The sequence below is a fragment of the Candidatus Accumulibacter contiguus genome, from assembly GCF_036625285.1.
Classification (GTDB): domain Bacteria; phylum Pseudomonadota; class Gammaproteobacteria; order Burkholderiales; family Rhodocyclaceae; genus Accumulibacter; species Accumulibacter contiguus.
In genome coordinates, this window is the sequence record NZ_JAZKUC010000001.1 from 3,443,680 (window position 1) to 3,455,700 (window position 12,021).

At 62.3% G+C, this 12,021-nt stretch carries 9 protein-coding genes; 4 read left to right on the forward strand and 5 right to left on the reverse strand.

Annotated features, from left to right (window positions below):
* Positions 1 to 7: 7 nt before the first annotated feature.
* Positions 8 to 1,426, reverse strand: coding sequence for an FkbM family methyltransferase (locus tag V5B59_RS16375; protein ID WP_169071560.1), 1,419 nt, complete (start codon positions 1,424 to 1,426; stop codon positions 8 to 10).
* Between the two features lie 104 nt (positions 1,427 to 1,530).
* Positions 1,531 to 2,322 carry an esterase/lipase family protein gene (locus V5B59_RS16380; protein WP_169071559.1) on the reverse strand — a complete coding sequence of 264 codons (792 nt, stop codon included), beginning with the start codon at positions 2,320 to 2,322 and terminating at the stop codon, positions 1,531 to 1,533.
* A gap of 500 nt (positions 2,323 to 2,822) precedes the next feature.
* Between V5B59_RS16380 and V5B59_RS16385 the strand changes: the two genes are divergently transcribed.
* Positions 2,823 to 4,265 carry an SPOR domain-containing protein gene (locus V5B59_RS16385; RefSeq protein ID WP_034909081.1) on the forward strand — a complete coding sequence of 481 codons (1,443 nt, stop codon included), beginning with the start codon at positions 2,823 to 2,825 and terminating at the stop codon, positions 4,263 to 4,265.
* Positions 4,266 to 4,477: 212 nt separating this feature from the next.
* Here V5B59_RS16385 and V5B59_RS16390 read toward each other — a convergent pair whose 3' ends face one another.
* Positions 4,478 to 5,503, reverse strand: a complete 1,026-nt coding sequence (locus V5B59_RS16390) for a Fe(3+) ABC transporter substrate-binding protein (protein WP_169071558.1) — start codon at positions 5,501 to 5,503, stop codon at positions 4,478 to 4,480.
* Between the two features lie 277 nt (positions 5,504 to 5,780).
* Between V5B59_RS16390 and V5B59_RS16395 the strand changes: the two genes are divergently transcribed.
* Complete coding sequence (locus V5B59_RS16395; protein ID WP_169071557.1) at positions 5,781 to 7,052, forward strand: glycoside hydrolase family protein; 1,272 nt, start codon at positions 5,781 to 5,783, stop codon at positions 7,050 to 7,052.
* 105 nt (positions 7,053 to 7,157) lie between these two features.
* Here V5B59_RS16395 and V5B59_RS16400 read toward each other — a convergent pair whose 3' ends face one another.
* Positions 7,158 to 8,576: a PLP-dependent aminotransferase family protein gene (locus tag V5B59_RS16400; RefSeq protein ID WP_169071556.1), complete on the reverse strand. Its 1,419-nt coding sequence runs from the start codon at positions 8,574 to 8,576 to the stop codon at positions 7,158 to 7,160.
* Positions 8,577 to 8,724: 148 nt separating this feature from the next.
* On the opposite strand from V5B59_RS16400, the gene V5B59_RS16405 reads away from it, so the two are divergent.
* Positions 8,725 to 9,084 carry a DUF2917 domain-containing protein gene (locus V5B59_RS16405; RefSeq protein WP_169071555.1) on the forward strand — a complete coding sequence of 120 codons (360 nt, stop codon included), beginning with the start codon at positions 8,725 to 8,727 and terminating at the stop codon, positions 9,082 to 9,084.
* A gap of 50 nt (positions 9,085 to 9,134) precedes the next feature.
* Here the strand turns inward: V5B59_RS16405 and V5B59_RS16410 are convergent, their stop codons facing one another.
* Complete coding sequence (locus V5B59_RS16410; protein WP_169071554.1) at positions 9,135 to 10,547, reverse strand: caspase family protein; 1,413 nt, start codon at positions 10,545 to 10,547, stop codon at positions 9,135 to 9,137.
* Between the two features lie 267 nt (positions 10,548 to 10,814).
* On the opposite strand from V5B59_RS16410, the gene V5B59_RS16415 reads away from it, so the two are divergent.
* Complete coding sequence (locus V5B59_RS16415) at positions 10,815 to 11,984, forward strand: DUF2934 domain-containing protein (RefSeq protein WP_034911315.1); 1,170 nt, start codon at positions 10,815 to 10,817, stop codon at positions 11,982 to 11,984.
* Positions 11,985 to 12,021 lie beyond the last annotated feature (37 nt).

The following is a 12,021-nucleotide window of genomic DNA, read 5'->3' on the forward strand; positions in this document are numbered from 1 at the left end:
TGCGATACTACGCAGGCAGCCCCAGTCGCTCCTGTAACAAGCGCAAACGGCGCTCCATCTCGCTGCTGCCAAACCCCAGCTCTCGGATGATTTGCAGGCGCTGCAGCGCTGAGGCGCCAGTGTAGAAAGAAGAAAAAGAGCCGATCCGCTCCAGTTCTTCCAGAGCGGCTGCCAGTACCCAGTTGCCGATGGCCTCACCAGGGACGACGGAATCGAAGTGTTCGCCCGGTGCGAGAAATGGTTCGCTGGTGTCCACCTGCTGCTGCTGAAGGATCGTCGTGCACAGTTGTGTCAGTGCGTTTACGGCAATGGATCTGGCGCCGTACTCCCTGGCTGCTCGCGCCAGGCTGGCCAGTCGCAAGTGCGAAGACTGATGCTCGCAGAGCTTCTCGAAGCAGCGAAAACAGGCTTCGAGCGCAAGGAAACGCGTCGTCGCCGACAAGGACGGATCCCGGCTGAGGGCATGGAGGGACAAGGCATGCGCCACCTCTGCACTGCCCCCGGAATTCATCGTCACTTCCCATTCATCCGCGAGTTGTGCGCCATAAGGTAATCCGACAATGGCTTGCTGCCAGCCATGGACATGTCGACCGTCATCCGTATCGAGAAGACGTCTGATCTCCTCCTCCGCGCTTCCCAGTTCGGCTGAATCCAGCAGAACACCGCGTGCAGCAAGTCGTGCGGCGCGATCAGGCTTGCAGCAGAACAAATTGAGCAGGAACCCATCCACCTGTGCCTCAGGGTTGAAGGGTACCAGCAGGTCGAGTCCGGGAACCAGCCGATAGGATGCGTAGCCAAGTGCTGCGAAGGCTTCTACCAGGTGCATGTGCAGCTCGGCGCCCGCCTTGATTTCGTACTGGACCAGCGGTGACAGCCGCGAGAAAAAGTGTTCGCCGCCCTTCAGGATATTGGCCTCTTCACCCTCGGCGTCGATCTTGACAAACTCGATATCCTGCCAGCCATAGGTCTCCAGGCATTCGTCAAGCGTCACCAGAGAGACTGTCTCGGTCGCGCTCGTTGCAGCGGCGGGGCCATGCACCAGTGCGTTCAACTCCGAGTGTTCGCTCAGCGATAGTTGGGCAGTGCCACTTGCGGACGAAAGCGCGCATTGTGCAAGGGTGATCTGCGCGAAACCGTTGGCGGCAATCCCTTCCGCAAGAAGATGTGCCGTGTCGGATGCTGGCTCGAAGGCCCAGACGTGCCCTGTCGGCCCCACCGTGTTTGCCATGCACAGGGCGTAAACACCGTAGTTGGCGCCGATGTCGATGACCTGCTGGCCCGCTTGCAGCAAACGGCGAAGAAACTTGATTTCGTCCTCGAACCAGTCCTGCTGCTCGCGCAAGACATACGGGGTAATCAGTTCCAACGAGTCAGGCGTGACGATCCTGACCCCGTCAAACAAAGTGAGCGTAGTGGTGTAAGTCATCGATATTGGACCATTCAAGAAAAGTTAATAACCATACCGCTTCGCACCGACAGAAGCGAAGTGGCGAATCAGTCATGCGCCCTGTGCGCGCAGCGTCACACGGATCAATAGCTGGCGCGACGGCGCGGGTCGGGATAGAGATAGCTTCGAAACCCCGATCGATCGAATGGGCGCCACTCGCCTTCAGCCTGCGCGAGGCGATCGGCAATTGCATACAGTGTGGTCGGATTGAGGCCCATGCCGAGGTGACTGGCCTGCACCTCGATGTTGTCGGTATGCGGACTCTCGCGTTCGAGGCTGCACTGCCAGGCGACGACGCCGTCACTGCGGCTGAAGATCGAGGTCGTCGGCACCGGTGGCGGCGTGCGCAGCGGTTCGTGGAGGTCGGGAGCGCCGATCTTGTGGCCGGTTGCCCACTCGTAGATGCGCCAGGCGTTGGTCGCTTTCGGATGACCGGTAAACGGAGTTCCCATGGTGATCACCTGGCGAACGACATCGGGCCGCATCTTGGCCAGTTCGCGCGCATAGATGCCGCCCAAACTCCAGCCGATCAGACTGAGCGAGCGGCCGTGCTCGCGGGAGAGCCGGTCAAGGAGATCGAGGCATGCATTGATGACGCCCTCGCGTGGCCCGCGATTGATTCCCTGCCCCCAGGGGTAGACTGCGTAGCCGCGACTCTCCAGGTAATTGCGCAGCGGCAGTGTCGACAGGTCGCCGGTGATCAGACCGGGAAAAACCAGTACCGGATGCCCGTCGCCGCGCGGCGCCAGGCTCAGCAACGGCGTCGCTGCGATGCTTGCACCATATTCCCAGCCAACGCGCATCTCCAGCGCCAGCCGCACCCAGCCGGGCGAGCGCAGGAGGCCGAGGTCATACCACTGGTGGGGTTCGTACATACTTGTCCTCCTCCATTCCTGCCAGGCCTTGGCGGACAGTTGATCGGTTTGGCAATAACGGCTGTCGAGCAGGAACAGCCACGTCTCCTCAGGAAGATCCTGGACGGAAGTCAAGAGGTCGGCGCATTCCGATGGGACCGGTTGCCAGCATGCTCGCAGGTCACGACGACGTCTCGTACGGCACACAAACGCTCTTGCTCGCATTTTCCGGTCATCTTGCATGATTCCTTCGCTACAGGTCAAATAGGATTCGAACTGTTCGGCTGCCGCATCCCTAAAGGCATCCGTGCTTCTTGCCGCCCACTGCCCTGCACCACGCGTACGCTGTCCACGATTGACCACGGTTGATGGAGGAACATATACTGCCCTGTGGTGTCGGATTTTGTATCCTTCCAGGCATTCAGGAAAGGACGAGAATCGGTCAACTGCCGATACGATGCGCGCGAGTATGGCTTACATACGCAGACGCAAACCTGTAAATCCATTAAAGAGGCCCGACCATGACCCAAACCGCAGAACTGGCGCTTCCAAACGATGTGCAGCCTGAGACCGTACCCACCGAGCCACTGGACGCGTCGACGACCGAGATTCCTGGCATTGAACCCAGGATGGCCCAGTTGCTGGAACTTACGCAGGCCAGCGGTTCCAGCCTGATGCCGAAGGAAATCAATGCGCAACTTGACCGTCTGCTGCGCGACTACGACGAACTGACCGCGCTCTACGCCGAAAACAATCGCCGTATCGACAGCGAGTTGGCCGAAATCCGCCAGTCCGGCGGTGCAGTATCAAGCCTGGTGCATCAGCTCGGCGCCGATTTGCAGCAACAGAGCCGGTCCTTGGCCGGACATGCCGCAGCCACGGGACAACGCATCGATACGGTACGCGAAGAAGCTCGCGCCTGGCTGGCCGACTCGGAGCAGCGCTGGGACACCCGGCTTGCGGGTAACAACGCGCGCATCAGTTCGGATCTGGCGCAACTCGATGCCGGGCTGGGTTCGCTGCAAGCGCTGTTCACGGCGCAGGAGCAAATCATCGCCGAGCAACGCGTGCGCCTGGATCAGTTTGATCTCACCTATCAATTGCTGGATACCGCGACGCGCGGCAACAAGAGTCGCATCGAAGCGGTGCGGGAACAAGCCGAAAAGCAGCACGCGATCGTCGAAGCGCGGATCGAGGGTTTGAGCGCCTTGCAGCGCGAGCACCATGCCGAGTTTCAGACCTTGCAGGGGCTGGTCGGCGTCCTGCAGTCGGAGACTCGGCGCCTGGACGAGGAAATCGGCAAGGTCGCTACCGTACTGGCAGACCATCAGGGTGACACTCGCGACCAGTTCAAGTGGACCCATCTGGCGATCGCCGGCCTGCTGTTGCTGACCGTAGCGGGCTTCGCCCTGGTCAAGTGGGTGCCAGCCTTCGCCCCCGCAAGCTCCGAGTTGGCGATGGCGCAAAACCGGGCCCAGATCAGCGAAGTCAGCGGCCAGGTGGCTATCCTCTCCGCGCGAGAAACGGCCCGCCAGGAGACCGATGCGCGCCAGCAGGCGAGCATTGACCAGGTCTCGGGACAGGTTTCGGGTCTCGAGAAAAGCCTCAGCGATCTCCGTGCCGTGGTGCGGAATCTACAAGTGCAAAGTGCGGGCGCCGGGGTGGTGCATGACAGTCAGTGGATACTCCAGCAATACCCCAAGGCCTACACCGTGCAGTTGGTGACATCTCCCAGCCAGGCCGACATGGCGCGCTTCATCGACCGCAACGTGAAGCAGCTTGCCCTGGATTCACTGGCCTTTTCCATTACCGAGCGCGACCAGCGCACGAACTACAACCTGTTCTTCGGTGTATTCAGAACAGTCACGCAGGCGCGCGCCGCCATCGCAGCTCTGCCGCCTGAATTGCGTGCCAACGGACCCTGGGTGCGCCAGTTCCAGTCAGTGCAGGATTCCTTGCGCTGACCAAACGGTCATGACTTTGCAAGACACCCCCGATGATGAAAGTCATGACCGTTTCCCCTCTCCCCCAACCCCTCCCCCGCGAGGGGGGAGGGGAGATTCGAGAGTCGCTCGCGACTTTCATAGTAACGCACGGTGCGGAGCGGGCCGATTCCGCACGCGCGCTGAACATGGCCAGCGGCCAGGAGGTTCGCAGGATCCGCTGACCGGATCGGTCAGCGGTAGCCGGCGCGGTCGAAAATCATTTGTGCCTTGGCGCGATACATCGCCAGCGATCCGACCGGCAAGGTATCGGCCTTGAACTTTCCGAGGGCTTCCAGTGCCGGGTTGCTCACCTTGACGCCTGCTACCACCGGCCATTCATTGTTGCCGTCGGCAAAATAGCGTTGTGCTCCGTCACTGGCCAGGTACTCCAGGAACTTGACCGCTGCCTCCCGGTGTGGGGCGTTTTTCAGGACGCCACCACCGGAAACATTGATATGGGCACCGCTGTCCTTCTGGTCAGGCCAGACGATAACGATCCTCTCCATCGTCTGGCGATCCTCGGGCTTGTCCGAACGCATCAGGCGCGCCAGATAGTAGGTGTTGGAGAGGGCTACAGCGCACTCGCCGGCAGCCACCGCCCGGATTTGATCGGTATCGCCACCTTTGGGCGGGCGGGCGAAGTTGGCAACCACCCCTCTTGCCCACTCCTCGGCTTTCGCCTCCCCCTGATGGGCAATGATCGAGGCCATCAGCGACAGGTTGTAGGGGTGGGAACCCGAGCGGGAGCAGACCTTGCCCTTCAGTCGAGGATTGGCAAGATCGCTGTAAGTCTGCAACTCCTCGGGCTTCACGGCACCTTTGGCGTAGATGATGACGCGCGCGCGGATGGAAAACGAGAACCAGTCACCCGTGCGCAAATGCGCGGGAATGCGGGCCTCCAGCAGCGGCGACCGCAACGGTGCAAACAATCCCATCTCGTGTGCTGCCGCCAGACGCGCGGCATCGACCGTCAACAGGACATCCGCTGGACTGTTGGCGCCCTCGTTGCGGATCCGTTCGAGCAACTCGTCTTCCTTGCCCTCGATACGCTTGATGGTGATTCCGGTCTGCTGTGTGAAGCCGTTGTACAGGGCTTCATCGGTCTGGTAATGGCGGGCCGAGTACAGGTTCAGCACCTTCTCCTGAGCCTGCGCACTCACAAGGGGTGCAGCGGCGAGCAGCAGGCTGATCAGCGTACGGGAAAGGGAAAAGTTCATGGCTATGGCTCCAGGCAGATCAATGCGGTTTGGTTTCGTCGGCCGCATGATAGCCGCTGTCTTGCTGTTTGTAAATGCGAATCGTTGTCGATAATAGGCAACAATCACTGGCCATTGGCTGGGATTGCGCTCGCCCGCCCGTGTGCGCCGCCCGCCTCCACGCCGCCCGGAACGAGGTGGTACAGGCTGAAATCGCGCCGGATGCGTTGCACACTGATACCATAGCCATTTGCGCCGGAGTGTCCGAACGGCTTGCGGCTTGGAAGGGGAGAGCATCATGAGAAGCAGTGTCACTGACCGGGCGATGGTCTGGTCGATCCTCGGGTCACTGACTCTGGGCATCGGGGCGGCGTTCGGGCAGAACGTTCCGCCGCCACAGAGCACCGCCGCCGCTGCGCTGGCGCCTGCAGCCAGCCGCCAGTCTTTCCGGAGAGTCACCGAGGATGCCGCCACACTTGCCGGCGGCCTGTCGGTGCAACTGAACAAGACCTTTCATCGCGAGGGCGAACCGCTGGTGTTTACCGTCGATATTCCGCGCGAGGGTTACCTCAATGTGCTCAGCGTCGGCCCCGATGACCTGCCGACCGTGCTCTTTCCCAACCAGCATCACCCCGACAACCGCGTTGCCGCCGGGCCATTCACGATTCCGACCGCGCAGATGAAGTTCGATCTGAAGGCCACCCCGCCTTACGGCGTAACGCTGGTGACGGCTTTCCTCAGCAAGGAGCCACTGGACTTCTACCAGAACGGGACCGGCGAACGTGACGAGCAGGGCGCGATGCAGGAACCGTTCGCGCGCCTTTCCGCTGCCAGCCGCAGCCAGCTCAGGCAACTGGCGGCGAAGAGTTTCGCAGCGCTACCGCGTGCCGCGCCGCTGCTCGGCGGCATGGCGTACGGAATGGTGTGCGCGAGCAGTGGTCCCTGCGACGCGGCGAGCACACCTGGCGCGCCCACTGAGTTCGAAGACAAGCTCACGCCGGGGATCCTGCTGGAAGACGAAGTGAGCCTGCCCAAGGGCATTCGGCCGCGCGCGGTTTACGACAAGGGCATCCGCCTGACCAAGGTGTCGGAGGGCTTCGTGCCGCGCCTGTATAACGATGCCGCACGCTACTGCAGCATCGCTTACGGCCACCTGGTCAAGAAGGCCCCCTGCGATGGCAAAGAACCTCCCGAGTTCCGGCGTGGCCTCGGCGAGCCGCGAGGTGAATCGCTGCTGGTCCAGGATCTGCGGCGGGCACAACTGGCGGTGATGGGCATGGTTACGACGGCGCTCAGCGACGGGCAGTACGCAGCGCTTTGTGATTTCACCTACAACGTCGGCGCGAGCAAGTTGCAGAAATCGACCTTGCTGAAAGCGGTCAATGCTGGCGAGCATGAGCGTGTGCCGTTCCAGTTGCGGCGCTGGATCAAAGCCAACGGCATGGAGCATGCTGGTCTGAAGACGCGCCGCGAACGCGAGATTCAGTTGTACTTCGAAGGCCTGCCGATTCCCAGGGTCCAGCCTGCCGACGAGGATTTGAGCGTCATCGACATCCGTACCGGGGAATAGCTGGTCCGGATCGATCTGCCAGCTCCTGGAGAGCATCCCGCCGAGTGGAGGCAGGAACACAGGAAACGCCGCAGGGCTTGAATAGCCGTGTGTCGCTGCCGAAAGTCAGCCCGCCATCAAGCCGCCGAGTCGCCGCACGGCGTCCTCGACCTCGGGCGTGTGCGGGTTGCCGCAGTTGAGCCGCAGACAGTTTCGGTACATGCCGCTGGCCGAAAAGAGTTCGCCCGGGACATAAGCAACGCCGGCTGCGATGGCGCGGTCGTAGAGCGCTGTGGTGTCCACCCCTTCGGGCAGTTCGACCCATAATACGAAGCCGCCCTGTGGTTCGGTGATGCGCGTGGCGGCGGGGAAGTGCCGGGCCACCGACGCGCGCATGGCGTCGACCTGGCGCTCGTAGGTGCGCCGCAGCCCGCGCATGTGGCGCGCGTAGGCACCCGATTCGAGGTACTCCGCGAGGACCTGCTGGGTGACCGGATTGGTGCCGCCGCTGGTGATCGTCTTGTGCAGGGCGACTTGCGCCCGGTAGCGGCCGGCGGCCACGAAACCGATCCGCAAGGCGGGCGACAGGCACTTGGAAAAAGACGAACAGAGCATCACATTGCCGGCCTTGTCGAAAGCCTTGAGCGGCCACGGGCGCTCGCTGCTGAAATGCAGATCGCCGTAGATGTCGTCTTCAATCACCGCCACGCCGCGTTCGGCCGTCAGCTTGGCCAGCCGGCGCTTGTGCTCGTCGGGCATGATGCTGCCGAGCGGGTTGCTGGCATTGGGCACCAGCAGGCAGGCTGCCACCCGGCTTTCGCGGGTGGCCAGATCAAGCGCTTCGATCGACAGGCCGGTGCGCGGATCGGTGGGAATTTCCAGCGCCTTGAGTCCCAGAATTTCGAGTAGTTGCAACATCAGGTGATAAGCCGGTGATTCGACCGCCACCGTGTCGCCGGGCCGGGTCACCGCGCGCAGGCAGAGTCCCAGGGCCTCGGTGCAGGAATTGGTGATCACGAATTCGCTGGCTGCCAGTGGTCCGGCCCAGCCCACCGAACACAGTACCAGTTGGCGAACCAGCGCCGGTTCGTCCATATTGATGTGGCTGCCGCCCTCGAGCAGCCGCGGATGGCGCCGCAAGACGCCGCCGTAGAGTCGCTGCAGCGCTGCCAGTGGCAGCAGCGTGCACGCCGGCAGTGCGGCCCCGAGCGGCACGACGCCTGGCTGCATGCCGGTTTGCAGCACGCGCATCAGACGCTGACTGACATCGACCGGCACCGGCGCCTCAGGGGTCGAGCGGGCGTTTGGTTGGGCGCGCGGCGCTGCCGCATGGCGCACGAAGTACCCGGACTGCGGCCTGGCTTCGACGAGCCCACGGTCCTCCAGCTGGTGCAGCGCCTGCAGTACCGTTGAAACCGAAAGCCGCCGCTCGCGCGACAGGCGCCGCACCGATGGCAGGCGTTCGCCCGGCCGCAAGTTGCCAGCGACGATGATTCCCCCCAGATCCTCCGCCAGCCGTTCGTAACGCAAAAGCTCGTTTTCCATTGGCATTACCAGTACAGTTGTCCCACACAATGACCAGCACAATTCGACAAGTTGCCAATTGTGCTGGTTACAATTTTGCTTCCTTGTAACTGTATCATGAATGCCGAACGTTCTACACTGCTCTTCGTCAACACAAGGAGAGACTGCCATGGACATCGACCTCTACAACAGCGAGCTTTGCCTTACCCACAACGCACCGATCCGGTTGCTGTCTGCCCGGGGTGTGCGCATCCACTGCACGGCTGGCGTGGTCTGGCTGACGGTCGCTGGCGAAGCCGGCGACATTCTGCTGCGGCCAGGGGAAAGTCACCTCGTTAGCGGCCACGGCCTGGCCTTGCTGGAAGCCATCGGCAGTGGTCAGGTCCGCTTCGAGAAAGCCGCCCAGCCCTTGCCGGCCTTCCTGCGCGCTCAGGTGCAGCGGCTGCTAGGGCGCGTTCCGGTCTGGCCGCTGCCTGCCCGGCGGTCGCCGCTCCCCTTGTCCGTGGCTGCCCGTCAGGTCAGTGCGTAGCCCTGTCCGCATGCGCGCCCCCGTCTTCTGCTCGCCACTTCCCTGCGCGGTCAGTTCGACTGAAAGCGGAAGATGCCTTGCTGGATCTGACCCGTTGCTTCAGCCTGATACTGGCCTGAGAAACCAGTGGGCGAACAGGCTCCGGCCATTTTCAGGATGAAACCTTCGTTCATCCGCCCCTGCAGCAGGCATTGTCCGCCCCGATATTGGCCCTGCAGGACACCGGTGGCGAACAAGGGCGGAAAGACGCGGATCGCTGCAGTCAGGCCTTCGCCGTTACGCCGCAACTGGAATTGCGCCTGCGCGCTGGTGCCGACGGTGAGGTTGGTGGCGGTGCCCTGCATCATCACCTCGAACGCCGCGAGTTGCTCGGGGGGCGGCCTCGTGATTGCCGGCGGTGCGGTCAGCGGCGCCGCCTTGCCCGGCGGCCGCTCACTCTCCGGCGCCGGCGTGGCGACCGGCTCGCGTTCCTTGAGTGATGCTGTTTTCAGCGCTGCCAGACGACGCCGGGCGATGGCGGCGAATTTACCGTCGGGGTACTGTTTGAGGTAGTCCTCGAAATCTGCCGGGTCCTGGCTGGTGCGCACCGATTCCCAGAGAGAAAGCTGCACCGCCATCGGGTCGACAGCGGCCGCTTTCGGTTCGGTCGCCGGCGCCGCCTGCGGCTGCACGATCACCGTCGTCGGCCCCATGAAAAAGTAGTCCTGTGTCAGCGAGGAATGGTCCCAGGGAATCTGCTTGCCATTGGTCTTTTCCTTCACCTGCAGGCGCACGCGGGTCAGCATCTGCCGCACTTCGAGTCCAGGCGCTTCGAGGTTCTTGAGCAGCGCTTCGGTGAAGGGACTATGGCCGGTCTGTCCGTCTTCGGCGACATTGCCCGGCTGTGTGGCAAAAACGATCAGCGAGCCCTCGCCAGCGGCGATTTGCGCCAGGCCACGTCCGACCGCGGCCGAACGGGTACCCATGCTGCGCGCCAGCGAACGTGAAAAAGGGTTGTCACGGCAAGCGTCAAGAAAGATCAGACTGACCGGAGTCGAGGTCTCCATCTGCGTCAGCACCAGATCAGCGTCGACGGCAGCAAAAGGCAAGGAACGTTCATTGTCGATCTTGGCATCCGCCGGCACCAGGTAGTTGCGGCCGCTGACCTGCAGGCCATGCCCGGCGTAGAAGAACAGACCGGCCCTGGCGCCCTGCAATTGATCGCCGAAGCGCTTGATCGCCTGTTCGAGACGCGTCTTGTCGGGATCGACGGCGAGTTCGACCTGGAAACCGAGCTTTTTCAGTGAATCAGCCACCGCGCGGGCGTCGTTGGGCGGATTCGGTAATGGTGGCGCATTCTGATACGCGCCGATGCCGACCACCAGAGCGACCTGCGCCTTGCTCGGCGCTGCGGCCGCAAGACTACAGACGAGCAGACCCAGCACGGCCGTCAGCAGACGCAGAAATGGCAGGACGGCAGGCATGACGGACTCCCCGGCAGCAATCAGGAGCAAAATCATACACCGCGCAGGGCTGGATACGCAGGACGGTCTCGATTCTTCACCGCCAGAAAGATCCACACCCGGATTGATGGACATCGTAAGATCCGGGCTACAGGCGGAACCTCAGCCCAATCCGAATTGGGAGACCAGTGCTGCAGCAGCGTCTTCCACGATTAAACTCTCCTGTTCACAGCATCGCTTTGCTTCGTTGCGGACTCCTTTCGCAGTACCTGATTTCCTGATCTTCACATGTTCTTCTCACTCCTGACCTTTGCCTCGGCTTTCTTGATCGAGGGACTCGGAACCTGGATTTCGATCATTGGCCTCTCCAGCCTCTTCAGTTCCAATCCGGTGATCATTGCCCTGGCCGCAGCTCTCGACGTCGGCAAGGTGGTCACCGTTTCCTTCCTGTACAAGCAGTGGACCACGGCACCCGTGATGCTCCGGATCTACATGATCCTGGCGACCGCGGTATTGATGCTGATCACCTCGGCTGGCGCGTTTGGGTACCTCTCTGCGGCGTTTCAGGGGGCCATCAAGGATACGAAGCAACAACAGATCCTGGTGGCCGCAGCCAAGGAGGAGAAGGCAAATCTGGAAGCGCGCAAGAAGGAGATCGATGCCCAGATCGGCAATCTTCCGGCGAACAACGTCCGCGGGCGTCAGAAGCTGATCAGCGCATTCCGGGCAGAATCCGACCGGGTCAACAGGCGCCTGGAGCAACTCAACGCGCAGTTGCCGAAAATGCAGGTGGAGCAGATCACGATCAACACGCACGCCGGGCCCATCGTATTCGTTTCGCAGGCGTTCCATGTTTCCATGGAGCAGGCCGTCAAGTACGTGATCCTGACCATCATCTTCGTGTTTGACCCGCTCGCGATCGCGCTTCTCATTGCCGGCAATTTCCTCTGGGGAGTGCATCTGCAATCGCTGCGTGCGTCGTCGCCGGCGACGCCACCCTCCGAGAAGGTACGGCGCCAGGAAAGCGTGGATAAGGGTGTCGAGGCATTGCCAGCGGCTCCGTCCACTGCCTGGGCAGACGCCGTCAGCGAGCCGATACCCCGTGCGGAAGCCCGCGAGGACAGTGGTGCACTCCAGGCTGCTGGCGTGGTTCAGTCGCCGGCGCAGACGAGCGAATCCGAGCCACCAGACCGGCAGGCCAGGGCTCACCCCGTAGAGCCAGCAGGTCCGGCCCAAGAGGTCGAAGGCTTGGCAGACGTCAAGATGGCTGAGATCGCAGCCACGGTGGATCAGCCCAGGCCGCAGACCCCGCCTGAGCAAGCCATTCGTGAGGCGGCCTATTATTTTGCCGAGAAGCGTCAATTCAAGGACGGCACCCCTGCCGACGATTGGGTTCTGGCAGAGCAGGCGCTCAAATCAGGTGCGCCGCTCCAAGCGGCGGATCGCGCCCCAGCCTGACCCCGCTGCTCTGTCCGAAGTGCGGCGATTCCCTGCT